The organism is Frankia sp. R82 (assembly GCF_023716925.1).
Taxonomy (GTDB): Bacteria; Actinomycetota; Actinomycetes; order Frankiales; family Frankiaceae; genus Frankia.
In genome coordinates this window covers 1-25,179 of the sequence record NZ_JAMQQG010000286.1, presented here as the reverse complement: position 1 = coordinate 25,179, position 25,179 = coordinate 1, and the positions used below count along the sequence as shown (strand labels likewise).

Below are 25,179 nucleotides of genomic sequence, written 5' to 3'. Positions count from 1 at the left end.
CCGAGGTGGCTCATGACCAGCCCGTCGTCCCAGCCGCTGCTGCGCGAGGTCATCGACATTCCGGAGCGGACCTCCGACAGTGACTTCGTCCTCAAGCTCACCGAGGGTGTCGCCGACGCGGCCGCGACGATGCGCGATTACGTGCTGACCGATCGGCTCGTCGGGAACTTCGACGAGGGGCTCGGCCTGATCGCGCAGGCGGTGAGCACCGGGGCGTCGAAGGGCGTCTACCTGCATGGTTCCTTCGGCTCCGGCAAGTCGCACTTCATGGCGGTGCTGTATGCGCTGCTGCTTGGCGAGCCGGCCGCCCACAGCTTCGACGACCGGCTGACCGATGTGCTCGGCAAGCACGACGCGGGCTTGGCCGGCAAGAAGTTCCTGCTGGTCCCGTTCCACCTGCTGGGCGCCAAGTCGATCGAGCAGCGTGTCCTCGGTGGCTACGCCGACCACCTGCGCACCCTGCATCCGGGCGCGCCGGTCCCCGCGGTGCACCGCGCCGAGGCGCTGCTGGACGAGGCCCGCAACGTGCGGGCCAAGGTCGGTGACGCCACCTTCCTCGCCGAGCTGAACCGCGCCGGCTCCAGTGGCGACACGCAGAGCCTCGGCGGACAGGGCCTCGGTGGGCAGGGCGGTGGCGAGCAGGACGAGTGGGGCGACGACGCCTCCTGGACGGCGGCCGAGCTGGATGCGGCGCTCGCCCCGGCCGCCCACGACGCGGCCGCCCGTCGCCGGCTGGTCTCCGACCTGCTCTCGACCTGGTTCGCGAACACCTACCGCGACCTGCGCGAGGACGCCGAGGGCTTCATCTCCCTGGACGCCGGCCTCGCCGAGATCGCCCGGCATGCCAAGGACCTCGGTTACGACGCGGTCATCCTGTTCCTCGACGAGCTGATCCTGTGGCTGGCGAACAACATGGGCGACCCGTCGTTCGTCTCCCGTGAGGTCCAGAAGGTCACCAACTTCGTCGAGGGCGGGCTGGGCGCCCGGGCCGTTCCGATCGTCAGCTTCATCGCCCGCCAGCGTGACCTGCGCGAACTGGTCGGCGAGCAGGTAGCCGGCGACGTGCGGCTGAGCTTCCTCGACGTCCTCACCCTCGCCGACGGCCGCTTCGACAAGATCATCCTGGAGGACCGCAACCTCCCGCTGATCGCCAACCGCCGGCTGCTGAAACCGTCGAACGCCGACGCCGCACGCGCGATCGAGAAGGCGTTCGAGACGACGGCGAAGGTCCGCGCCGAGGTGTGGGAGACGATGCTCGGCGGCAGCTCCCAGATCGGCGCCGACCGGGACGCCTTCCGGCTGTCCTACCCGTTCAGTCCGGCGTTCATGGACACCCTCGTGCACGTGTCCTCCGCGCTGCAGCGCAACCGGACCGCGCTGAAACTGATGCGCCAGCTGCTCGTCGACCACCGCGACGACCTGCGCCTGGGCCAGGTCGTCCCGCTCGGTGACCTGTGGGACGTCATCACCTGGGGTGCCGACACGCCGTTCACCGACGTGCTCAAGGCCGAGTTCGACGCCGCCCAGAAGCTCTACGGCCGCCGGCTGCGTCCGTACCTGCTCGATGCCGAGGGCCTCGACGAGGAGGCGTTGGCCCAGGTCCGCCGCGCCCAGGCCACCGGTGCGGCGGTCGACCAGGTGCTTGCCACCAAGGTCCGCCGGTTCACCGCCGACGACCGGCTGGTCAAGACGCTGCTGCTCGCGGCCCTCGCCCCGAGCGTCCCGGCGCTGCACAACCTCACCCCGCGGCGGCTCTCGGCGCTCAACCACGGCAGCATCACCAGCCCGATCCCGGGCGGCGAGGCCGGTCAGGTCGGCAAGAAGGTCGAACGGTGGGCCGGCCAGTTCGGCGAGATCAAGTACCTGCCTGTCGACGGCGGCGACCCGGGGGTCGGCCTGGAGCTGGTCGGCGTCGAGGTCGACAGCATCCTCAACTCCGCCGTTGGCTACGACAGCGCAGGCAACCGGCGGGCCCTCGTGCGGCGGATCCTCGTCGAGGAGCTGGGGGTCACCGTCACCGGCGATGCCTTCGGTGACCGGCTCGACCTCGTCTGGCGGGGTAGCAAGCGCTCCGCCGAGGTCGTCTTCGCCTCGGTGCGTGGCGCGGAGCTGCGTGACGACCAGCTCGCCCCCCTCGACCCGGAGTCCTGGCGGATCGTCGTCGACTACCCGTTCGACGACGCCGCCGAGCCGCCGGTCAACGCCCGCGCCCGGATCGAACGGCTGCGCGGCGCGGGCGTCCAGCACCGGACCGTCAGCTGGATACCGGCCGACTTCACCGCGGCCCGCCTCGTCGACCTGGGCATGCTCGTCCGCCTCGACCATCTGCTCGCCGGTGGCGGCCACCGGTTCGACAGCCACGCCCAGCACCTGAGCGCCGACGACCGCCAGCGGGCCCGCAGCGTGCTAAAAAGCCGTTATGACGCGCTGCTCACCAAGACGAAAACGACGCTGCGCTCGGCCTACGGGCTCACCTCCAAGGACGAACACGACGTCACCGCCGACTTCAACGACCATCTGCGGTCGTTGTGGCCCGGCCTGAACCCGACCCTGCCGCTCGGCGCGTCGTTTCGGGACGCGGCACGGCGGCTCGTCGGCGACCTGCTCGCCGACCAGTTCCCCGGCCATCCGGATCTCGACCCCGACCAGACCGGCGTGCCGGTGAAGCTCGCCGACCTCAAGCTGGTGCTCGGCTACGTCACGAAGGCGGCCGAGGCCGACGGCGGATCCATCGAGGTCGCGAAGAGCGACCGTGGGCCGGTGCGCCGGATCGCCCCGGCGCTCGGGCTCGGCGTGATGCACGAGGTGCGCTTCGCGCTCGGCCGCGAATGGGTCGACCACTTCACCCGGCACGCCGCCCAGGCCGCGCTGAACGCCGGCCCGGGCTCGTCCAGCTCGGGCTCGGCCGGTTCGGGCGTCAGCGAGCTGCGGGTCGCCGATCTGCTGCGCTGGATCGACGAACCGAAGGCGCGCGGTTTGGACGATCACGTCGCCCATCTGGTCGTCGCCGCATATGCCGAGCAGACCGACCGGGCCTGGTACCGGTATGGCGGCCTGCTGGCACCGCCGCCCGAGCTGACCGCGATCAGCAAGGACATGACGCTGCGCGAGCAGCCGCTGCCCGACCCGGCCGAGTGGGCGGAAGCCGGGGAACGTGCCCAGGCCCTGTTCGGGGTGCGACCGCCGGCTCTGCTGCGAGGCCGGCTGCTGCGCGCCTTCACCGAGGAGCTGGTCGCGAAGGCCAGGCTTCGCTGGTCGGCCAGCCAGGAGCTGGTCGCGGTCCTGGAGGCGCACGCGGCCGATCTCGGGATTGATCCGCAGACCGGTGTCGGCGCCAGCGCCGGCGCCGAGTCGGCGGGCGAGGGCACGGCCGGCGGCCGGCTACGCACCGCGCGGGCCGCTCGCGACCTGCTCTCGGCGCTGGACGACCCCAAGGCCGGCCCACAGATCGTGGCGCGCCTCGCGCGGGCCGACCTCGGCGGTTCCGCGAAGCGACTCCTGGTCAGCATGAGCCACGCCGCCGAGCTCACCGCGGCGATCACGGCAGCGCCCTGGGACGAGACGTTCGGCGTCATCGCCGGCCTGCCCGAGCCGTACCAGACCGAGGCTCGAGAGATCCTCGATCGGATCCGGGCCGTCGGCGCCGCCGACGAGAACGTGATCAGCCCGCTGGCCGCGGTGCTCAGCGACGCCCGGGTCAAGGCGACGGCACTGCTTCGACGCGCCACCCAGACGACCACCAAACCGATCATCACACCTCCGCCGGTGGTGACACCGCCACCTGTCATCACACCGCCACCCGTGATCACACCGCCGGTCATCATCACGCCACCGATCGTCGATCCATCGAAGATCGAGCCAGTAAAGGTCGAGCCACCGACCGGGGCGGCGCGGCGGTGGCGGATCCGTGCCAGCGACCTGGACCAGGCCCTGGCCGAGCTACGTGCCCATGTCGGCGACCAACCCGGCGACATCGAGATCGTCTGGCAGCCGGCATCGTGACCATCCCGGTAGCCACGACGAGCCCCGCGGGGACCGCCGCACCCCGGGTGACCCCGGCCGTCGTGCAGGTCCGGGTCGGCCGGCTGCAACGCGCCGTGCACACCAACCCCGGTGGTCAGCCGCGCGTCCTGCTGGTCCGTGCCCAGCCGGACTGGCCGGCGCCCGTGGAGCTTGCTGCCGGCGGCCGGCCGGTGCGGGTGGTGCCCTGCGTGTCACCGCTCGCGGTGCTGGAGGAGATCACCCGCTGGGCCCGTGACCCCGTCGAGGACGGCTGGCTGGTGCTGCTCACCGACGCCGACGAGGAGGTTCTCGGCGACACGGTGCTCTCGCAGGTCCACCGCCAGCGGGTCGACGTCATCGAACCGTGGGCGGCCGTGCTGGAGGATTTCGGTGCCACCCAGGCCGATCCGCGGCTGCGTGCCCCCGAGGATCGCTGGATCATCCAGGCGCTGCTGGAAGCCCGCCCGCCCGCCGGTTGGCCGCGCCGGCCCGGCGGCCTGCTCAGCCGTGAGGACGCGCTCGCCGAGCTCGCCGCCGTCCGGCTCGGCCTGAGCGAGTTTGGTCTCGGCGCCGCCGACCTCGACATCGCCACCCTGCTGCGCTGGACAACCGTCCCCGGCGCGACCGAGGCGGTGCACCGGCTCGGCGACGACGAGCGCACCGGCCTCATCACCTACCTCGGCGACCGGACCGGCCGCGCCGGGCGGACCCTGTTCACCCTGGTCGCCGCCGGCAACGGCGATCGGGCGCTCGCCCTCGGCCTGGTGTGCGACTGCCTCTGGCCACACCCTGACCCGGACGGCTCCGCCCGACCGGCCGCCGTGGAGGCCGCGGCCGTCGAACGGGCCAAAGTCCGTGTGGAACGCTACTTCGGCGATGCCCGGCTCGACGAGACGTCCATGCGTGCGTTCGCCGACGCCACCCGCGAGGTCGTGACGACCGCACTCGTGGCAACGCGCCCGGGCACGAGCCGGCTCGGTCTCACCCTCAGTGCGGCCTCGTCCACCCTGCACCCGGACGACGAGCTCCCGACCCTGCTCGACACCGCCGAGCGCCTGCTCGACGAGCTCGACGGCCGAGCGGCCGGCGCCGCCAGCGACATCCTGCGGACCGGGTTGCGCCATCGGCTGTCGCTCGTCGCCACCACGATCCGCGACTTCCTGACGTCCGCCGAGTCGGGCGTCAACCGCGCACTGCTCGCGACCGCCGCGCACGACGTCGTGGCCGCCGTCGGCGCGCTGCGCGCGCACCACCTGGCAGGCATCGACCGGGCCGAGGTCGAGCGGGCGGTGATGGCGGTGCGGATCGTGGGCTGGCTCGCCACCCAGCCCACCGGTTCGCTGCGCAGCGTCACAGCCGGCGAGATCGGCACGTCCGGCATGTCCGGCATGTCCGGCACGAAGCGTCGAAGCAGGGACCGACCGGACGAGCCGACGACGCTGCCCGCCGCCCTGCACGCCCACCTGGACGACTCGGCGTGGGTCGACGTCGCACTCGGCCACCTGGCCAGCGGAGAGCTGGTGCCCGCCATCGGCACGGTGTACGGCGATCTGTTCCGCGTCGCGACCCGGCGGCGGCGTGCCCTCGACGCGTCCTTCGCGCGGCTGCTCGCCGACTGGACGGCCGGCCCGGCTATGCCCGGCGGGCCACTGCTCGTCGAGGAGATTCTTGACCGGGTTGTCGCACCGGTCGTGACCGCCAGCGGTGCCAGCGGGGGCAGGCGCGCGTTGCTGGTCGTGCTCGACGGTATGAGCGCCGCCGTCGCCACCCAGCTCGCCACCGAGCTGCGCCGCGACCGCTGGCAGGAGTGCGACCCGCTCGGCTCCCCTGCGGGCGAGGCCACGGGTGAGCCGGCCAGCTCCGCCCGCCGGCAGGCCGCCCTCGCCGTGCTGCCAACCATCACCAAGACCTCGCGCACCTCGTTGCTGGTCGGCAAGCTGGCCAGTGGCGACAAGGGGACCGAGAAGGTCGCGTTCGAGCACCATCCACGCTGGGGCAGGCACCGCGCCCGACTGTTCCACCACGCCGATCTGGACGGCGCGCCCGGCTCCCCGCTGGATCGCGACCTCACCCAGGCGTTGACCTCCGACACTCCACTGGTCGCCGTCGTCATCAACACAGTCGATGACAGCCTCGACAAGGGCCGCCAACGTGAGGACGTCGGCTGGAGCCTGGCCGACTTCGGCAGACTGCGTGCGGTGCTCGCCTACGCCCGCAACGCCGACCGGGTGGTGATCGTGACCAGCGACCACGGCCATATCGTCGATCATGGCGCGGTGGGACTCGCGGCGGCTGACGCCGCATCGGCACGGCATCGCGTCCCGGCCGAAAACGACGGCAACGCTAGCGACAACGCGACCGGCGACAACGCGACCGGCGATGGCGAGGTGGTGCTCACCGGGCCACGGGTGCTCGCACCCGGCGGTCGCATCGTCGCACTCTGGGACCCGGCGCTGCACTATCTGGGCCGTAAGGGCGGTTATCACGGCGGGGCGTCGCCGGCTGAGGCGACCGTTCCGGTGCTGGCCTTCCTGCCGTTCCGGCTGTCCGCGACATCGACGCACCGTAAACTGCCCCCCGGCTGGCGTCCGCTGCCTGATCAGCGTCCCCGCTGGTGGTCCCTGCAGGCGCCCGAGTGGCTCCCCAGCCTCGACGGTGACACCGTCCGCATCGGCTCGTTCACCGCCGATCGCGAGGTCACGGGCGGGGCAGCGGAGACGGCCCTTGCTCCGCGCAAGCGTCGCCGGCCCACGACGGAACAGGCCGGCCCGGCCCTGTTCGAGCTGCCCCAGCCGGCCAGCAGCGGAGTCGATCCAGGCCCCGCCACATCCGCCGGCAGTTCGACGTCGACAGCCCCGTCCCCGCCGGGTGGCCAGAAGGATCCGGTCGAGCGCCTCGTCGCCGGGCTACTAGGCTCCGAGCTGTTCCAGTCCCAGCTCAGGGGCCTGGCTCGGCCGTTGGACGTGGGCAAGGTGGAAGCCGCGGTACGGGCGCTGCTGGACGCGAACGGCACGCTGGCGACAGCCGTCGTGGCCGAACGGGCCGGCGAGCTCTCCCGGCGGGCCAGCGGCTTCGCAGTCAACCTGCGCCGCCTGTTCAACATCGACAACTATCCGGTGCTGGACGAGCTCGACGACGGCCACACGCTGCGGCTCAACGTCGATCTGCTGCGCCAGCAGTTCGGGCTGCCACAGTGAGCGCCGCAGGCACGGGGAGCGCCGACGGCGTCAGCGCGGCACGGCGCCGGGATGTGCTGGACGCGCTGCGCCGTGGCGCGGTTCCAGCGGTCGGGCTGGACCTGCTCGCGGTCGGGCTGGACCGGTTCGAGCGGGCCGCCACCGAGGACATCGCCGCCGTCGCCGCCGGCGGTTCGGTGTTCAAGGCGGTCCGCGGCGAATACGGCTCCGGAAAGACGTTCTTCACCCGCTGGCTAGCCGAACGCGCCAAGAAGGTGGGGCTGGCCGTCGCCGAGGTGCAGATCTCGGAGAACGAAACCCCACTGCACAAACTGGAAACCGTCTACCGCCGCCTCACCGAGCGCCTCACCACCGCGACGTTTCCGCCCAGCGCACTGCGCCAGGTCGTCGACGGCTGGTTCTACGCGCTGGAAGAGGACGTCCTCGCCACCGATGTCGCGGCGGGGGTGAACGCCGAGGCGTTGGACCGGGCCGTGGCCGACCTCGTCGACCGCCGCCTCGCCGACGTCGCCCGGACCGCACCCGCGTTCGCCGCCGCGCTGCGCGGATATCGGGCCGCACTCGCAACCGGTGACGAGGCGACGGCGGCGGCTGTGCTCGCCTGGCTCGGCGGGCAGCCGCACGTCGCGGCGAGCGCCCGACGGGCCGCCGGAGTGCGTGGCGACCTGGACCATTTCGGCGCCCTCGGATTCCTGCAGGGCCTGCTGGCGGTGCTGCGCGACAGCGGCTTCCGCGGTCTGCTGGTTGTCCTCGACGAGGTCGAAACCCTGCAACGGGTGCGTTCCGACGCCCGCGACAAGGCCCTGAACGCGCTGCGCCAGCTCATCGACGAGGTCCACAGCGGCCGGTTCCCGGGGCTGTTCCTCGTCATCACCGGGACACCGGCCTTCTACGACGGCCCGCAGGGCGCGGCCCGGCTGGCCCCACTCGCGCAGCGACTGGCAACCGACTTCACCGCCAACCCGAAGTTCGACAACCCGCGGGCCGTACAGCTGCGGCTGACCGGTTTCACCGAGGCATCACTGGTGGAACTCGGCGGACGGGTCCGCGACCTGTATGCGGCCGGAACCTCCGGTGCGGCAGCGGGACGGATCGAGCACCTTGCCGACGACGCCTATCTGCGGGAGCTGGCCGGGGCGGTCGCCGGGCGCCTCGGTGGGAAGGTCGGCGTCGCCCCCCGGCTGTTCCTGAAGAAACTGGTCGGCGACGTCCTCGACCGCGTCGACCAGTTCGACGACTTCGACCCCCGCCGCGACTACCCGCTCACCCTCACTTCGGCCGAGATGAGCGACCTGGAACGTAACGCCGCCGCCACCAGGGCCAATGACATCGACCTGGACCTGGGATGACCGAACCGGAGCCGCCGGTTCCACCAACACTGCCGGTTCCACCAACACCGCCGACGCCGCCCTCCCACGGCACGGACGCGGACGTCGTCGACCTGCTGCACCCGGTCGTGCTGCACCACATCGTGAACACCCTGCAGTGGCCGGGGCTGCGGCCGTTGCAGGAGGCGGCCGTCGAGCCGCTGCTCGCCGGAACGGACGCACTGCTGCTCGCCCCGACCGCGGGCGGGAAGACCGAGGCGGCGCTGTTTCCCACGCTGTCGCGGATGGCTGCCGAGAACTGGCAGGGATCGTCCGTCCTGTACCTGTGTCCGCTCAAGGCGCTACTCAACAACCTCGCGCCGCGGCTGGAGACCTACACCGGTTGGCTCGGCCGACGCGCCGCCGTCTGGCACGGGGACGTCACCGAAAGCCGTCGCAACCGGATCCGCCGCGAACATCCCGATGTCCTGCTGACCACGCCCGAGTCGCTGGAAGCGATGTTGGTCAGCGTCCGCACCGACCACCGCGACTTCTTCGCCGGCGTTCGCACGGTCGTCGTCGACGAGGTGCACGCGTTTGCCGGTGACGACCGCGGCTGGCACCTGCTCGCCGTCCTCGAACGGCTGCGACGCGTCGTCGCCGCCGGGGAACAGCTGCAGGTCATCGGCCTGTCGGCGACGGTGGGTAACCCGCCGGAGCTGCTGCGCTGGCTGCAGGGTTCCCGCGCCGGCCACCGCCCGGCCCAGGTCATCGCCCCCGACCTGGTACCCGCCTGGCCCGGGTCGCCGTCCACCCCAAAGCTGGCCGGCGTGGCGCCGACAGCCGGCACGCCTGGCACGCCACTGGCCGGCGAGATCGAGCTGGACTATGTCGGCTCGGTCCCGAACGCGGCGAAGGTCCTTGCGGCACTGCACCGGGGCGAGAAGCGGCTCGTCTTCTGCGACTCGAAGAAGATCGTGGAAGAGCTGGCCCAGGCATTGCGGTCGCTCGGCGTGACGACGTTTCTGTCGCACGCCTCGCTGTCGGTCGACGAGCGGCGCCGCTCCGAGGAGGCGTTCGCGCAGGCCCGGGACTGCGTGATCGTCTCGACCAGCACCCTCGAACTCGGCATCGACGTGGGCGACCTCGACCGCGTCATCCAGATCAACGCCCCGGCGACGGTCGCCTCGTTCCTGCAACGCCTCGGCCGCACCGGCCGGCGGCCGGGAACCGTGCGCAACTGCCTGTTCCTCGCCCTGTCCGAAAGCGCCCTCGTCCACACCGCGGGACTGCTGCTGCTCTGGGGACGCGGCTGGGTCGAGCCCGTCGTCCCCCCGCCGGAACCGCGCCACATCGTCGCCCAACAGCTGCTCGCCCACTGCCTGCAGGAGAACCGGGTCGGCGACCGGACGTGGGTCGAACAGTGGAACGGCCTCGCCCCGTTCGACCGCTCTGCCGAGCCCATCGTGCGTCACCTCGTCCGGATGGGCTACCTGGACTCCGACGGCGGCATGCTGTTCATCGGCCCCGAGGCGGAGCGTGCGTTCGGCCGTCGCCATTTCGCCGAACTGACCGCGGTCTTCACCGCCGCGCCCGAGTTCACTGTGCTGTCCGGCCGCGAGGAGATCGGGCGGACCGACCCCGTGCTGCTCACCGATGAGGTGGAAGGTCCGCGTCTGCTCCTGCTCGGCGGTCGCAGCTGGCGGGTCACGCATATCGACTGGAAACGTCGCCGGTGCTTCGTCGAACCCGCCGACCGCGGCGGCCGGGCCCGCTGGCTGGGTTCCGCCGACGCAGCCCTGTCCTTCGAGCTGACCAGAGCGATGCGGGACGTCCTTCTCGGCGCCGACCCGGCGGTGCCGCTCACCCGCCGTGCCCAGGAGCGGCTCGCGACCGTCCGTGCCGGCCATCTCGACGTCGTCCACCCCGGCGGCACGATGATCGTCCGGACCACGGACCTGACCGACGTCCGCTGGTGGACCTGGGGCGGTGAACGCGCCAACCGCACCCTGACCGCGAGCCTCGGTGATCTCGCCGATGCGCTGCAGGCCCCGACTGCCGCCTACCTTCGCCTACGCACCGACCTGACCCCACAGCTGTGGCGGACCGCGACGGCGGACCTCGAGTCCCGCCTCTGCCTGCCGCATGTCACCGAGGAGGCCCTGGCCGGGCTGAAGTTCAGCACCGCCCTCCCACCCCGCCTGGCCGAAGCCACCCTCGCCACCCGCCTCGCCGACCTCACCGGCGCCTCCGCGATCCTGCGACAACCCGTCCGCTTCACCCTCCTGCCGAACTGACCCTGCCGAACTGACCCTGCCGAACTGGCTCGGCCCCGCCGGGCGGAGTTGCCCTCCGTGGTGCCGCGGCCTCCGTGGTGCTGCGGTCAGATGCCGCGGTCAATGGTGGGTACCGACCGCGGTTTTCCGGTTCGTCCCACGCCATGGGCGGACTATTCTGGGCGGGTTGCTGCGGTTCGTGAGGTCATGATCGCCGTCCGCCACCGGTAGCCGGTCGTCGGTACGGGCCGACGCGGGCTGTGTCTGGCGGCGGAGGAGCGTGGATTGGTGGATCTGGCGCGGCGCCCGGAGGATGCGGCGCCGGCTGGCCCGAGCGTGCGCGAGATCGCGCTGACGCGTTGGGGAGTGGATCCGCCGCTGGCCCGGGCCTGGTTCGGCGATCCGGGCTGGTCCTACGTGGAGGCGGCGCCCCGCGGCTGTCCGGACTGCGCGGGAACTTTGCACTGTCTGCGGCAGCGACACGACTACGGGGGCCGCACCATGGCCGGCGTGGCGCTGGTGTGCCCGAGTTGCCCGGCGACCTACACCCTCGCTGATCTGGGCGTCCGGCAGTATGCGCAGCTGGGCGGGCCCCGGCGGGCCGAGTCGGTCACCGCCGGCCCGTCGGAACAGCCGGTGACGCGGGTGACGCCGAGGAAGCCGTCGGCACCCCGGCCGGCGGCTCGACGCGCGGCCAGCGGGGGCGGCGGAGTGCAGTTCGGCCGGGTATCGGTGGCGGTGGGTGATGCCACCGGTGCCCGGGCGCTGGCCGCCGCGCTGCTTGATCCCCGCAAGAGCCCGGCCGCGTTCCCGCCCGCGCCGCAGATCACCGAGCGCCGGCTCCTGCAGTGGTACAAGATCGCCGACCCTTGGGCGTCCACTCCTGACCGTGCCCCCGGCGTCGACGCGCGGGTGCTGCTGCCCGACGCGCCCGAGTTCGATGCGCTGGCCGCCCGGCTCGGTTCGGCCGGTATGCCGCACCGGCGGGTCCGCCATCTCGTCGAGGACGAGACGGTCTCCACGGTCAGCCCGAACGGCCGGCTCGGGCCGATGCAGGTGATCACCGGTCTGCTGCCGGTGACGAATCCCGCCCGGCATACTCCGAGCCCGCGTACCGGCACCGCGGCCGAGGCCGCGCGGGACGCGTTCGAGCTGGCGTGGGACAGCCACGACGGCCCGTTCGACGCGACCTGGGCGCCCGTGGACGCGACCCGGTTCGTCCCCGCGGACTGGGCTCGTTACCTGCCCCGGCCGGGGCTGAACCCGGCCCAGGTCGCGGCGGCGCCGCACCTTCTCACCGACGGGCACCTGCTGGTCGTGGCGCCCACCGGCGCCGGCAAGACCATGATCGGCATGCTGGCGGCGCTGCGGGCGATTCTCGGTGACGGACGCAAGGCGGCGTGGCTGGTGCCGCAGCGGTCGCTGACCGACGAGCTGGACCGGGAGCTGACCGCCTGGCGGACGCTCGGACTGCACGTCGAACGGTTCTCCGGCGAGTACGTCACCGACGTCGAACGGGCCCGCCGCGCCGACCTGTGGGTGTCGACGACGGAAAAGTTCGAGTCGGTGTGCCGGGCAAGCTCGCTGCGCTCCGCGTTGGCCGAGGTCTCCTGTCTGATCGTCGACGAGATCCATCTGGTCGGCAGTGCGGGACGCGGCCCGATGCTGGAGGCGCTGCTGGCCCGGGTGCGCGGTGCGCGGTGCGCAGTCGCCGGTGCGCGTCGTCGGGCTGTCGGCGACGGTGGCGAACGCCGGCGACATCGCCGCCTGGCTTGGCGCCAGGGTCGTCACCACCGACTGGCGTCCCACCCGGCTGACCTGGCAGCTGCCGATGATTCCCGCGACCCGGGACCGGCGCGCGGAGAACAGCTCCCGGGCGCGGGCCGCCGTCGCCCTAGCCCGGCAGGTCACCGGCGACGGCGGCAGCGTTCTGGTGTTCTGCGGCAGCCGCCGGATCGTCCGGACGACGGCACTGGCCATCGCGGCCGACCGCGGCGCCACCATCACCGGCGTCGACCCGGACGACGTCGACCGGGTGCACCAGGTCTGCGCGAGCGCCCGGGTCGGACTGCACTACAAGGACTGGGAGCATCGGCACGCCGCCGAGCGCGACTTTCGAGCCCGGCGCCTGGACGTCCTCGTCGCGACGACGACCGTCGCCGCCGGGGTGAACCTGCCCGCCCGCGCCGTGGTCGTCCGGGACACTCAGGTGGGCCTCGACCAGATCGACGTCGCGACCGTGCAGCAGATGTTCGGCCGGGCCGGTCGCGTCGGTGCCGGCGAGACCGAGGGCTGGGCGTTCCTGGTCTGTTCGGAGACCGAGCGGACGGCCTGGCAGAACCGGCTCGTCGACGGCTACACCGTGCGCTCGCGCATCGAGGACGGCCTCGCGGACCATCTGCTGGCCGAGGCCGCGTCGGGCCGGGTGCCGACCCTCGCCGACGCCGAGGCCTGGTGGCTGCGCACCCTGGCCCACCACCAGGGTGCCGACGGTGGCCACGCGGTGCGCGACGCCGTCGACCTGCTGGTGACCGGCGGATACCTGACTGTGGTGGGCAGCCCGCACACACCTGCCGACGCGGCTCTGATCGTCACGGAACTCGGGCAGCTGACCAACCGCTTCATGATCCCGGTGGAGGTCGGGATCGAGCTGCGCGACGCACTCGACGCCCTGTCCGTGCCCACCGATCCGCAGGAGGCGGAATGGCTGCTGGGCGGCGCCGTCGCCCGGCTTGTGGCGTCGTTCGCCGAAGCGCCGGTCAACGATGACCTGCGTCCACGGGTGGCCGCGCTGCTGCGCGCCCGCGGCCGCCCGGACCACGTCGAGCAGGCCCGCCCTGCCCCGGGCCTCGTCCCGCCGACCGGGATCGAACCCGGCGACCTGGCGCAGGTCGCCTTCGGGCTGGTCGCCGCCAGCCCGAAGCTGTTCACCCGGCCGGCCCGCACCGTCGCCGGCCTGCCCACGTCCATGCTGACGCCGATCCTCGCGGAGGCACCGCGGTACCTCGCCTGGCTCGCGGCGCAGGGCGCGCTCGGCACGGTTCACCCGTGGGCCGCCGTCAGCGCCGGTGACCTCGGCCGGCGGATCCGCTGGCGCCGCCTGGGGGCCCCGCGTGGAGCCGGCCGGCTGCTGTGGATCTGCGAGCGGATGGCGACCGCGCAGCTGGCCGACGAGGTCGTGCCGGCACTGTTCACCGCCGCCCGGCGACGGGACGTGACCAACCCGGACTGGCCGGTCGGCCGCCCACCGAAGGACTGCCGCCTGGACGGCGCCGACTATCTGGCACTGCTGCGCGACCGCGCCACCGACGCGTCCGCGGTCGAACGCGGACACCAGGTGTCGATCAACGGCCCGGCGTCGCTCACGGCCGTGCTGTGGGCCGGCCCGCACCGGCACGTCGTCGCGGATCTCGGCGCCGACCCGGTGCCCTACCCGACGGGGGACGCCTCGTCGGACCCACGATCCACGCAGACCAGCGCGCCTTCGGTGGATCGTGGGGTGGCATTGTTCACCCGTTCGGGTGACTGCCGCTGCTCGGGCTGGCTTGCCGTCTACAACGGCATCGAGTCCAGCGCCGGATCACTGCGGGGGGCCGACTGATCCGGACGGGTCAGAGGTCTCGTCAGGCAGGTGCTCGGTCAGCTCATGGCCCCCGGGGTGTGCGGCGCCGTGGCGGGCTGAGGAGAGTGTCGCCGTGCGGGCTGGCGAGACGTCGTTCCAGGTAGGTGAAGGCATCGATGGCCTCGGGGGCCTCGAACGCGCGGTTGCGGCGGCCGACGGTGACCTGGCGGAGAACGTCCGCGTCGACAAGTCGGTGGACGGCCTCGTTGACGGCCTGCGCACTCCGGCCGGTCAGGGCCGCGGCCGAGCGGACCGTGAGCACGGGTGCCACGGGCAACAGGCCGAGGATGTGTTCGAGTGCGAAGCCGGCGCGGACGGGGCCGAGCCGGCGCGGACGGGGCCGAGCCGGCGCAGCCAGTCGTCGTGCAGCAAGACAAGCCGCTGCTCGATGTCGGTGGTGTCGGCCGCGGTCGCCGCGTCCAGCCGCTACTGTTGGCCGACCAGCGGATCCGGTAGATACGCCTCGTACTCACAGCTGAGCCGGTCGCGACGGGACAGACCCGCCCCGAGATCACTCTCCCGGTGCAGCCTGAGCAGTTCAGCGATGGCGACCAGCCTCCATGTTCACGATTATTGCGCAACCTTGACTATGGGAAACGTTGGTCAAGGCTACCGAGCTCAGGTCGTGGTCAGCAGGGTCTTGCCGATCGCGGTGCGGGCTTCGATGGCGGCGTGGGCCGCCGCGGCGGACTCCAGAGGGAAGGTCTGGCCGATCGTGGGCCGCAGCGCTCCGGCCGCGGTGAGCTGGAGTGCCTCCTCGGTCAGGGCGAACAGGTCGTCCCTGGTGGCCCCGATCGCCTGCAGCGGCACGACGGTGATCTTCCGGGTCGTGGCGTCGGCCTCGTCGATCGTGCCCCAGTGGCCACTCGCGGCGCCGTGCGGCAGATAACGCCCGCCCGGCCGCACGAGGGGGAACAGCGTGTCGGTGATGGCGGAGCCGATGCCGTCGAAGACCACGTCCACCCCGTCGGGCAGCAGGTCCCGAAGCCGCCGCTCCCACGCGGCGCCGCGGTAGTTCAGGCCGTGCTGGGCGCCGAGGGCACGCGCGTGGGCGACCTTGGTGTCCTCCCCGGCGAGGGCGACGACCTGCGCACCGCTGGACACGGCGAGCTGGACGAGCAGGCTCCCGACGCCCCCGGCCGCCGCGGTGACCACGACGACCTCGCCGGGCCCGGGGTGGGCGACCCGGTGCAGCCCGACGGCGGTGCGGCCGTCGGCCAACACGGCGGTGGCGTCGGCGCCGGCCAGCGACGTGGGGATGCGGTGCAGGTCGTCGGCCAGGGCCAGCGCGGCGCTGGCGTAGCCGCCGGAGCCGCCGGTAGCGGTGACAACCCGGGCGCCGAGCCAGGCAGGATCCACGTCCGCGGCGACGGCGTCCACGGTCCCGCCGACCCCGTTACCGAGGATCACCGGAAAGGTGACACCCGGCCCCGGCGAGGCGCCCGCTCGTAGCTGGGTGTCGATGAAGGTGATGGCGGCGTGTTCCACGGCGACCCGGACCTGCCCGGCGTCTGGTCGCGGGTCGGGCAGCTCGATAGGGCGCAGAACTTCGGGGCCGCCGGGACGGTCGGCGATGATGGCGCGCATGGCATCCTCCGGGGATCTGCTGTCGGCCTGGGTAACCGATGGGCGATCAGGTATGCGAGTACATCATGTTGACAAGTCCGATCGGGATGGGTGATTGTGGTCGGCATGTCGACGAGCGTGCGTGGCGAGGGCCTGACCCTGCGCCGCCCTGTCGACCTGAAGCGCATCTGCAGCGCGCTCTGTTCGCGCTGACCCTCCAGAACCGTCCGCTCGTCTTCTTCGGCCCCCGATCCCGGGGTGTCTGATCTTTTTTCGTCGTTTGGCTCTGTAACCGGCCCATCGTCTGCGGCCGGATCTGCCATGCTGCCCAAGAACTGGGATCCCCGTGCGTTCTCGTCTCGTTTCTCGTATTGCCAGCCTTCTCCTTTCCGTGGTTTCGCTGGCAGTGGTGCTCACCGCGTGCGACAGCAGCGCGTCGACCCGCCCGGAGAGCGCCACCACGGCCACCGCCACCCCGGTGGCCGTGGGCACGACCGTCCCGGCCGGAACGACGCTACGGGTCGGGGACCAGCTGGACTTCCTCAGGAACCTGCTGCACGTGTCCGGTCAGGACACCGGTTTCTCCTACCAGGTCGAGTACTCGGCGTTCATCGGCGGCCCGCCGATGCTGCAGGCCTTCGAGGCCGACGCGCTCGACACCGGTTTTGTCGGCAGCACGCCGCTGATCTTCGCGCAGGCCGGTGGGCAGGGGCTGCGCGCGGTGGCCGGGTTCAGCTACAAGACCGGCGGCTACCAGCTGCTCACCGCCCCGGGGCATCGTGAGATCACCGGCTGGGCGTCGCTGAAGGGCCGGAAGGTGGCCTACCAGAAGGGCACCGCGGGCGAGGCGGTGGTTCTCCAGGCCCTCGACAGCGCCGGGCTGAAACTGTCGGATGTCACCACGGTCGACATCCCGCAGACCCAGGTCGCCACGGCACTGCAGGGTGGTTCGGCCGACGCGGGTGTGTCCGTCGAGCCGCTCACCAGCGCCTATCTGGCGAAGAACCCGACCGCCGCGGAGGTGGGGACCACCAGGGAACTGCCCGACCGTTCGAGTTTCGTCATCGCCGGCGAGTCCGCGCTGAAGAACAGCGCCAAGACGGCCGCCGAGGCCGACTACCTCACCCGGCTGGTCAAGGCATTCGCCTACCTCGAATCGCACCCCGGTCGCTACGCCGAATCCATCTACGTCAAGCAGTACGGCCTGACCTCGGAACGGGCGAGCGCGATCGTCGCCCGGACCGGCACGCCGAGCTTCTTCCCGCTTCCCGGCGACATCGTGCCGGCCCAGCAGCGTCTCGCCGACCTTTTCCGCGACGCCGGCGAAATCCCGGCAAAGGTAGACGTCGCCAAGGAGTTCGACCCCCGGTTCAACCAGGTCGTCGCCAAGGCCCAGGGCCAGTGACGAGCCTCGAGGTGACGCCGGCAGACGTGACGCCGAAGGGGACGCGGGCCGTGGCGCCTTCGGACGTGGTGGCTTCGGACGACGCAACGCCGGACGTGGTTCCCGACGTGGTTCCGTTCGACGTGGCTGCGGCAGAGGTGGCGCGGGTGGCTGGCGGCGGGGAGGCTGCGGTCGCGCCGCGGGGGCTGCTCCGGCTGCCGACACGCCGGGCTGGGGAGGAATCGCGGTCACGGTGGCGGGTCCCGCGCGGCGTCGAGCGGCTGGCGGGGGTGGTGCTGCTGTTCGCCGGCTGGCAGCTCGCGGCGAGCGTCGGCTGGCTCAGCCCGCGGGTGCTCGCAGGGCCGTCCGCGGTGCTCACCGTCGGCTGGGATCTCGTCCGCGACGGGACGCTCGGCAGTGCGCTGTGGGCGTCGCTGCGGCGGGTCCTGTGGGGGCTCGGGATCGGCATCCCGCTCGGGGTGGTGCTGGCGCTGGCCTCCGGCCTGACCCGTGTCGGTGACGATCTGGTCGACGCCAACGTCCAGATGCTGCGCTTCGTGCCGATCATCGGCCTGCAGCCGCTGCTCATCCTGTGGCTCGGGCTGGGGGAGACGGCGAAGATCAGCCTGATCGTGATGGGCGTGGCGTTCCCGATCTACGTGAACACGTCGGTGGCGGTGAAGTCGCTGCACCCGGGCTGGCGGGAACTCGCCGACGTCACCGAACTCGGCCGCGGCGCCCTGATCCGCCATGTGGTTCTGCCGGGCGCGCTGCCGGGCTTTCTCGTCGGGCTGCGGCTGGCCGCGGCCGTCGCCTGGCTGCTGCTGGTGTTCGCCGAACAGATGAACGCCCATTCCGGCATCGGCTATCTCATGATCCGTGCACAGACGTTCTTCCAGTCGGACGTGATCGTGCTCTGCCTCGTCGTCTACGCCCTGCTCGGCCTGATCTCGGACGGGCTCATCCGACTCCTCGATCGAAAGGTGCTGAGATGGCAGCCGGGACGGTGAGCACCCAGGTGGGCTTCGAGACGCGTGGTCTCACCCGGTCGTTCGGGCCGCGCGAGGTCCTGCGCGGCATCGACCTGCAGGCCGCGCCGGGGGAGTTCGTGGCGCTGCTCGGGCGCAGCGGGTCGGGCAAGAGCACGCTGCTGCGTGCGCTGGCCGGCCTCGACCCGGACGCGGGCGGGGACCTGTTCGTCCCACCGCGCCGAGCCGTCGTCTTCCAGGATCCGCGGCTGCTGCCGTGGAAGAGCGTGCTCGACAACGTGACCCTCGGTCAGCGCGGCGCGGCGGCGGCCGAACGGGGCCGGGCGGCGCTGCGCGAGGTCGGCCTCGACGGCCACGAGCGGGACTGGCCGAAGACCCTGTCCGGCGGCGAGGCGCAGCGCGCCGCCCTCGCCCGAGCTCTCGTACGTGAGCCGCAGCTGCTGCTGCTCGACGAACCGTTCGGCGCCCTCGACGCCTTGACCCGCATCCGGATGCACGCCCTGGTCCAGGAACTGTGCAGCCGGCACGGCCCCACCGTCCTGCTCGTCACGCACGACGTGGACGAGGCGATTCTGCTCGCCGACCGTGTGCTCGTTCTCACCGACGGACATCTCTCCCTCGATCTCCAGGCCGAGCTGCCCAGCCCCCGACTGCGCGCGGACGGCGCGTTCACCGCGCTGCGCACCCGGCTGCTGCAGGAGCTCGGCATCGACGAGAGGGCCGCCGGCACCCACCACGAAGGAGTCCCGTCATGACAGTCACCACCGACACGAACACCAGGATCGCCGACCTCCGGGCCGCCGCCACCGAAGCGGCCGTCACCGCAACGGCCACCGACCGGACCCGTGCCGGGTCTGCGGCGCCCGACCTGCCGTTCGACGTCGTTCCGCTGTCGGGCAACATCGGCGCCGAACTGCGCGGCCTTGACCTGCGCACCCTGGACGACGCCCAGATCGCCGCGATCCGCAGCGCCTGGCTGCACTACAAGGTGGTGTTCTTCCCGGGCCAGGACCTCACCCCGTCCGAGCACCTCGCCTTCGCCCGCCGCTTCGGCGAGCCGACCGAGGGCCACCCGGTCATCCCGGGCCTGGCCGACCAGCCCGAGGTGTTCGAGATCGACTACAGCGCGGCCCGGCAACTGGCCGCGGCCTACGGGAAGATCGGCGGCATCTCCCGCGGCCTGCACTGGCACACCGACGTGACCTTCGTGCAGCGCCCACCGCTCGGGTCGATCCTGCGGGCGGTCGTCGTGCCTGCGGCCGGCGGCGACACGCTGTTCTCCAACCAGGAGGCCGCCCTCGCCGACCTCAGCCCGGCGCTGCAGGGGTTTCTCGGCACGCTCACCGCCGTGCACGACGGCGAGGACCAGTTCCGGGCCATTCTCGACCTGGTCGGCGAGGGGCACTGGGAGGGAAAGTCGTTCACCAGGCTCGAGTCGGTCGAGCACCCGGTCGTGCGCACACATCCGGAGACCGGTCGCAGGTCGCTGTTCGTGAACCCGGGCTTCACCACCAGGATCAAGGAGCTCGAGATCGCCGAGAGCGACGCCCTGCTGGCCTTCCTCTACCAGCACTCGGTTAGCCCGGAGTTCACGGTGCGTTACCACTGGCAGCCGGGAACCGTCGCCTTCTGGGACAACCGCGCGACCCAGCACGCCGTCACCGGCGACTTCGGCGACGCCCACCGCGTGATCCAGCGCGTCACCCTGCGCGGCGACGAACCCCGCTGACCCGACCACCCGCGCCCCGCCGGGCCGGGGCACAGCAACCTCCACCTCGGCCCGGCTCGGCAGGCATCGGATGTGTACACAGTTGGGAGTACACTGCTGGTCGTGGGAGCCGAGCAGAACGAGGTAAGTGTGCGGGATGCCCGTGCGCACTTCGCGGAGGTGATCGGGCGGGCCCAGGCGGGTTCGCCGACGGTGATCACTCGTAACGGCCAGCCGGTGGCAGCGGTGGTGCCCATCGAGGATTTCAACGCACTCGAGGACGCCGTCGATCGGCACCTGTCCCGCGAAGCCGACCGTGACCTGGCCGAGAATCCCGAGGCCAGGACGTACAGCATGGCCGAGGTTGCCGCTGCGATCTTCGAGGATGTGCCCGACCAGGGCGTTGCGTGAAGTACATGTTCCGCTGGCGCGAACGGGCGGTACGCCAGCTTCGGGCGATTCCGCAGCCCACCGCCCTCGCGTTGCTGCAGGCGCTGAGTCTGCTTGGAGATGATCCGCGGCGGCCGGGCTCCCAGGTGAAGAAGCTCGCCGGCCACGAGGACCGCTACCGCCTGCGGGTGGGCGACCACCGCATCCTCTACGAGGTGGACGACGGCGTCCTCGTGGTGCTGGCGGTGGGGGTCGGCCACCGCCGTGAGGTGCACCGCGGGATGTGACCATGAGGTCGCTCTACGCGCACCCCCACCCTCTGTGGTGCTGCCTGCCTCGTACCCCCTGCTTCTGTGGTGTCGGGGGTGCCGTTACCCCCTCCTTCTGTGGTGCTGGTGGGTGGTCTCGGCCGGTGCGAGATGACGAACCGCGCTGCCTGAGCTGACGAGTCACGGCCACGTCAGCGTCCACGAGGAGCGACCGTGACCAGCCCCAGCCCTCAGCCGGCTGACTCCGAACGATGAGCCGGGAGGGCCAGGGCCGGCTCATCGGGACGGTCAGACCTGGGCGGGCAGGACGTGGTCGCCGACCCTGTCGGTGGACAGGTCCAGGGAGCAGATGTAGGCGTCGTGCGTCGCGCACCGCACCATGTCGGGGCGCTCGTACTCCTGCTGGCAGACGTGGCAGGTCAGGGTCGCACCGGACGGGTTGCCGTACTCGTCGTACATCGGCAGGTCGATGCCGTCGTCGGTGCGCCGCAGGTAGTACTTCCCCTTGGTGGCCACGGCCAGGACCGGCGGCAGGACGAGGGCGAGCACGATCGCGACCAGGGGAGAGTAGGGCTTGAGGGCCGAACCGAGGCCCCCGTAGAAGTCGATGATGGAGATGCCGGCGGCCAGGATCATCGAGCCGAAACCGACCGGGTTGATCGCGTAGAGCATGCCGCGGCGGAACTCGGGCCGCAGCGGTGAGATCTTCAGCAGGTACTTGTTGAACACGATGTCGGAGGCCACCGCGACCACCCAGGCCATGCCGCAGTTGGCGTAGAAGGCGAGGATCGTGTTCAGGAAGCTGAACATGTCCGCCTCCATCAGGATCAGCGCGACCAGCAGGTTGAAACCGAGGAAGACGAGCCGTCCGGGGTAGGTCTTCGTGATCCGGGTGAACGAGTTGGTCCAGGCCAGCGAGCCGGAGTAGGCATTGGTCACGTTGATCTTCACCTGGCTGATCACGACGAGCGCGACGGCGAGTGCCAGCGCCGCCCAGTGCGGCAGGATGTCCTGGTAGATCTCCAGGAACTGGTGCACCGGCTGGTTCGCCACGCCCGCGCCGTCCGCGACGTTGGCGATGAGGTAGACGGCCAGAAACATGCCGATGATCTGCTTGGCGGCGCCGAAGAAGACCCAGCCCGGCCCGGCCAGCACCATCGCGGTCCACCAGCGGCGCGAGTTCTCCGGGGTGCGCGGCGGCATGAAGCGCAGGTAGTCGATCTGCTCGGCGATCTGGGCGATGAGCGACAGGCAGATGCCGGCGGCCAGGAAGACCGAGCCGAGATCGAACCCGCCCTTGCCGTGCTGCCCGCCGTAGTCGAAGAACGCGCTGATCGAGTCGGGATGACGGATCAGCAGATAGCCGAACGGCAGCACCATCAGCACCAGCCACAGCGGCGTCGTCCACAGCTGGAGAGTCGACAGCAGTTTCATCCCGTAGACAACAAGCGGGAAGATGATGAGCGTGGACGTCAGATAGCCCAGCCACAGCGGGATGTGCAGGCCCAGTTTCAGGCCCTGGGCCATGATGGAGCCCTCGAGGGCGAAGAAGATGAACGTGAACGACGCGAAGATCACGTTCGAGACGACCGAGCCGTAGTAGCCGAAGCCGCTGCCCCGGGTGATCAGGTCCAGGTCCAGGTTGTAGCGGGCCGCATAGAAGGCCAGCGGGAAACCGGTCAGGAAGATCACCACGGTGAAGACCGCGATGCCCCACAGGGCGTTCGTGGTCCCGTAGGACAGACCGATGTTCGCCCCGATGGCGAAGTCCGCGAGGTAGGCGATGCCACCGAGGGCCGAGATCGCGACCATCCCCGTGCCCCAGCGCCGGTAGCTGCGCGGCGCGAACCGGAGGGTGTAGTCCTCGAGGGTCTCCTTCCCGGCCCCGGACGCGGCGCTGGAGCCGGCACCGGTGTGGTCGGCGGGTGGGCCGGGATGGGTGGTCGGATCGTGCGCAGGGCTGGCGATGCTCATCGCGGACTGCCTTTCTCGGGGGGCACAGGCGCGGGTCCGAGGCCACCACGGGAGCGGGTGGCTGGGCGACGGGGGCGGCGCTGACCCCTGCTGGTCAGCCAACAGGCCACCGCTTAGCAACCGCCAAGCAGCGGCCAAGCGCCCTCGCCCCCGAATCGGCCGGGCACCCAAGCCGTCAGCCGCATGCCGGGGTCAGCCGGGCACCGAAACCGCCGGTCGGACGCTGGGGGCCGAGCGAGAACCGTGGTCTGGCGGCCACGGTGGTCAGACGAGGGTGCGCAGGGCGGCGGCGACGCGGGCGTGTTCGGCGGCGATCTCCGGTAGCAGCAGGGCGATCTCGTCGTCCGCGCCGGGCCGGGTCTCGATCTGCTGGCACAGCCGGGCGAGGACGGTGGCTCCGAAGGTGGCGCAGAGACCCTTCAGGGTGTGGGCGGCGCGGTGAACCGAGCCGGGATCGGAGCCGGCCGTGGTGAGGGTGTCCAGCAGCTTCGGGGCGTCGGTGAGGAAGTCGGCGATCAGGCTGGACCGGGCCGCGCGGTCATCTCCGACCAGCTCGCCCAGCCGTTGGAGGGCGGCGGGGTCCAGCGTGGGGCCGCCTCCGGGCGACGGCGCCCGCGCCAACGCGGCGACCAGATCGGCGATCACCAGCGGCTTGGTCAGGTAGTCGTCCATGCCCGCGGCCAGGCAGGCCTCCCGCGCACCGGGCTGCACACCCGCGGTGAGCGCGATGATCCACGGGCCGCGCCCGTCGACGTGCGCCCGGATCTGTCGGGTGGCCGCCAGACCGTCGATGTCGGGCATCTGGACGTCCATGAGCACGATGTCGTAGTGCGCGCGCCGCACCGCGGCCACCGCCTCGGCGCCGCTGCTCACCAGATCGGCCCGGTGACCGAGGCCGGTGAGCTGTAGGAGCACCACCCGCTGGTTCACCGGATGATCGTCGGCCACCAGAACCCGCCGGGCCGCGGCCGGGCGGGCCGCCGTGGTGGCGAGAGGCGTGGTGGCGAGAGGCGTGGTGGCCGAGCGGACCAGGGTCGTCGTCCGCGACCGCGGGACCGGACGGCCGGGCCGGGCCTCCCGCCGCGGCATCTCCGTCGCCGCCGCCGGCAGGATGACGGTCATCGTGGTGCCGGATCCGGGGTGGGAGGTGGCGGTGATCGTCCCGTCCATGAGGGTGGTCAGCCGCCGGCAGATGGCCAGGCCCAGTCCACTGCCGCCGTGGCGCCGTGAGGTGGACGCGTCGACCTGGGTGAACGACTCGAAGATGGATTCCAGGTGTTCGGCGGGGATGCCGATCCCGGTGTCACGCACGGTGAAGCGCCACTCGTACCTGCCGTCGGACGGACCGTCGGCTGTGCCTTCGGACGGACCTTCGGTGATGCAGGCGGCACTGCCGTCGGTGGTGCCCGAGCGCGTGGCCACGGCGGCCGGCGACGCGGCCACGGTGATGGTCACCTCGCCTCGATCGGTGAACTTCACAGCGTTGCTCAGGAGGTTCAGCAGGATCTGTCGGACCCGGGTCGGATCGCCGACCATGGCCTGCGGGGTGCCGGCCTCGAGAGTGCAGGCAAGCGTGATGCCCTTGGCCGCGGCGTCGGCGCGGACGAGATCGAGAACGGCCTGCACGCAGGCGCCGACCTGGAACGGCATCCGTTCGAGGCTGAGCTGACCAGCCTCGATCTTGGAGAAGTCGAGCAGATCGTTGATCATCAGGAGCAGCGAGTGGGCGCTGTCGTGGACGACCTCGGTGAGATGGCGCTGGGCGGCGTCGAGCGGGCTGTCCAGCAGCAGCCCCGACATGCCGATGACCGCGTTCATCGGCGTCCGGATCTCATGGCTGATGGTGGCGAGGAAGTCGTTCTTGGCGGCGTTGGCGCGCTGCGCGGCGGACGCGGCGTCGCGCAGCGCATCGGCGTTGCGCATCCGGTCGGCGACCTGACCGAGCTGGGCCGCGACGTCGGCCAGCAGGGCCAGCAACGTGTCGTCCGGGGCAGTGGCGTCGGTGGTGCGGAACTCCAGCACGGCGACCACCTGCGCCGCCTCGCCCCGTCCGGTCCGCACCGCGATGGCGATCCCCGGCAGGTCGGGCAGCCACACGGCCTGGCCGGGCGGGGCGGCATCGCCCGCGAGCGCGGCCGGCGTCATGGACGGGAGTGGCGGGACGCCGTCCACGTGGATCGGCGGCACCAGCCGGTCGCCGTCGCGGTGATAGGCCCGGCCGGCGGGCCAGCCGGTGTGGGCGCGGACCAGATCGACCACGTCGGTGGCGGCCGTGGCGAGGTCGGTGGCGCGATGGGCGGTGTCGGCCACCCGGTGCAGCAGCTGGAGTTCGGCGGTGCGGCCCCGGACCCGGCCGGTCATCTCGTTGAAGCGCCGGGCCAGGGAGCGCAGCTCGTCGACCCCGGCGACCCGGGCCGGGGCGTCGGTCTGCCCGGCGGCGATCCGGGCGGTCGCGGCGTCGAGCTCCGCGACGGGACGCAGCACCGCGCGGCGGG

General features: G+C 71.8%; 15 protein-coding genes and 1 pseudogene. 12 read left to right on the top strand and 4 right to left on the bottom strand.

Annotated elements, in window-relative coordinates; translation table 11 throughout:
• Positions 1 to 12: 12 nt before the first annotated feature.
• From ND747_RS21805 to ND747_RS21780, 6 genes and pseudogenes are all read left to right on the top strand, one after another.
• A complete protein-coding gene (locus ND747_RS21805) occupies positions 13 to 4,002 on the top strand; it encodes a phage resistance protein (protein WP_251735898.1) in 3,990 nt (1,329 codons plus the stop codon).
• Entirely contained in the window at positions 3,999 to 7,199 is a 3,201-nt protein-coding gene (gene pglZ / locus ND747_RS21800; protein WP_251735896.1) for a BREX-2 system phosphatase PglZ, read from the top strand. The genes ND747_RS21805 and pglZ overlap by 4 nt, the downstream gene beginning before the upstream one ends.
• Positions 7,196 to 8,548 carry a BREX system ATP-binding protein BrxD gene (brxD, locus tag ND747_RS21795; RefSeq protein ID WP_251735894.1) on the top strand — a complete coding sequence of 451 codons (1,353 nt, stop codon included), beginning with the start codon at positions 7,196 to 7,198 and terminating at the stop codon, positions 8,546 to 8,548. Before pglZ ends, brxD begins: the two co-directional genes overlap by 4 nt.
• A complete protein-coding gene (locus ND747_RS21790; RefSeq protein ID WP_251735892.1) occupies positions 8,545 to 10,803 on the top strand; it encodes a DEAD/DEAH box helicase in 2,259 nt (752 codons plus the stop codon). The genes brxD and ND747_RS21790 overlap by 4 nt, the downstream gene beginning before the upstream one ends.
• Positions 10,804 to 11,283: 480 nt before the next feature.
• Positions 11,284 to 12,414 (top strand): annotated as a pseudogene (locus ND747_RS29875) (DEAD/DEAH box helicase); the annotation flags it as partial.
• Positions 12,415 to 12,475: 61 nt separating this feature from the next.
• Positions 12,476 to 14,383, top strand: coding sequence for a helicase-related protein (locus ND747_RS21780; protein WP_251735891.1), 1,908 nt, complete (start codon positions 12,476 to 12,478; stop codon positions 14,381 to 14,383).
• Between the two features lie 43 nt (positions 14,384 to 14,426).
• Here ND747_RS21780 and ND747_RS21775 read toward each other — a convergent pair whose 3' ends face one another.
• On the bottom strand, positions 14,427 to 14,675 hold the full coding sequence (locus ND747_RS21775; RefSeq protein ID WP_251735889.1) for a hypothetical protein: 249 nt from the start codon (positions 14,673 to 14,675) through the stop codon (positions 14,427 to 14,429).
• 347 nt (positions 14,676 to 15,022) lie between these two features.
• Positions 15,023 to 15,991: a zinc-binding dehydrogenase gene (locus tag ND747_RS21770; protein WP_251735887.1), complete on the bottom strand. Its 969-nt coding sequence runs from the start codon at positions 15,989 to 15,991 to the stop codon at positions 15,023 to 15,025.
• Positions 15,992 to 16,376: 385 nt separating this feature from the next.
• On the opposite strand from ND747_RS21770, the gene ND747_RS21765 reads away from it, so the two are divergent.
• From ND747_RS21765 to ND747_RS21740, 6 genes are all read left to right on the top strand, one after another.
• Positions 16,377 to 17,375 (top strand): ABC transporter substrate-binding protein, encoded by a 999-nt coding sequence (locus tag ND747_RS21765; RefSeq protein ID WP_251735885.1) that lies wholly within the window; start codon positions 16,377 to 16,379, stop codon positions 17,373 to 17,375.
• An 11-nt stretch (positions 17,376 to 17,386) separates the two neighbouring features.
• Positions 17,387 to 18,364, top strand: coding sequence for an ABC transporter permease (locus tag ND747_RS29870; protein ID WP_251735883.1), 978 nt, complete (start codon positions 17,387 to 17,389; stop codon positions 18,362 to 18,364).
• Positions 18,346 to 19,098 (top strand): ABC transporter ATP-binding protein, encoded by a 753-nt coding sequence (locus tag ND747_RS21755; protein ID WP_251735881.1) that lies wholly within the window; start codon positions 18,346 to 18,348, stop codon positions 19,096 to 19,098. Before ND747_RS29870 ends, ND747_RS21755 begins: the two co-directional genes overlap by 19 nt.
• A complete protein-coding gene (locus ND747_RS21750; RefSeq protein WP_251735879.1) occupies positions 19,095 to 20,072 on the top strand; it encodes a TauD/TfdA family dioxygenase in 978 nt (325 codons plus the stop codon). The genes ND747_RS21755 and ND747_RS21750 overlap by 4 nt, the downstream gene beginning before the upstream one ends.
• 72 nt (positions 20,073 to 20,144) lie before the next feature.
• On the top strand, positions 20,145 to 20,462 hold the full coding sequence (locus ND747_RS21745; protein ID WP_251735877.1) for a type II toxin-antitoxin system Phd/YefM family antitoxin: 318 nt from the start codon (positions 20,145 to 20,147) through the stop codon (positions 20,460 to 20,462).
• A 5-nt stretch (positions 20,463 to 20,467) separates the two neighbouring features.
• Positions 20,468 to 20,728 carry a type II toxin-antitoxin system RelE/ParE family toxin gene (locus tag ND747_RS21740; protein WP_251735928.1) on the top strand — a complete coding sequence of 87 codons (261 nt, stop codon included), beginning with the start codon at positions 20,468 to 20,470 and terminating at the stop codon, positions 20,726 to 20,728.
• A gap of 270 nt (positions 20,729 to 20,998) precedes the next feature.
• Here ND747_RS21740 and ND747_RS21735 read toward each other — a convergent pair whose 3' ends face one another.
• Complete coding sequence (locus ND747_RS21735; protein ID WP_251735875.1) at positions 20,999 to 22,684, bottom strand: cytosine permease; 1,686 nt, start codon at positions 22,682 to 22,684, stop codon at positions 20,999 to 21,001.
• A gap of 264 nt (positions 22,685 to 22,948) precedes the next feature.
• A partial coding sequence (locus ND747_RS21730) for an ATP-binding protein (RefSeq protein WP_251735873.1) occupies positions 22,949 to 25,179 on the bottom strand: 2,231 nt, incomplete at its 5' end.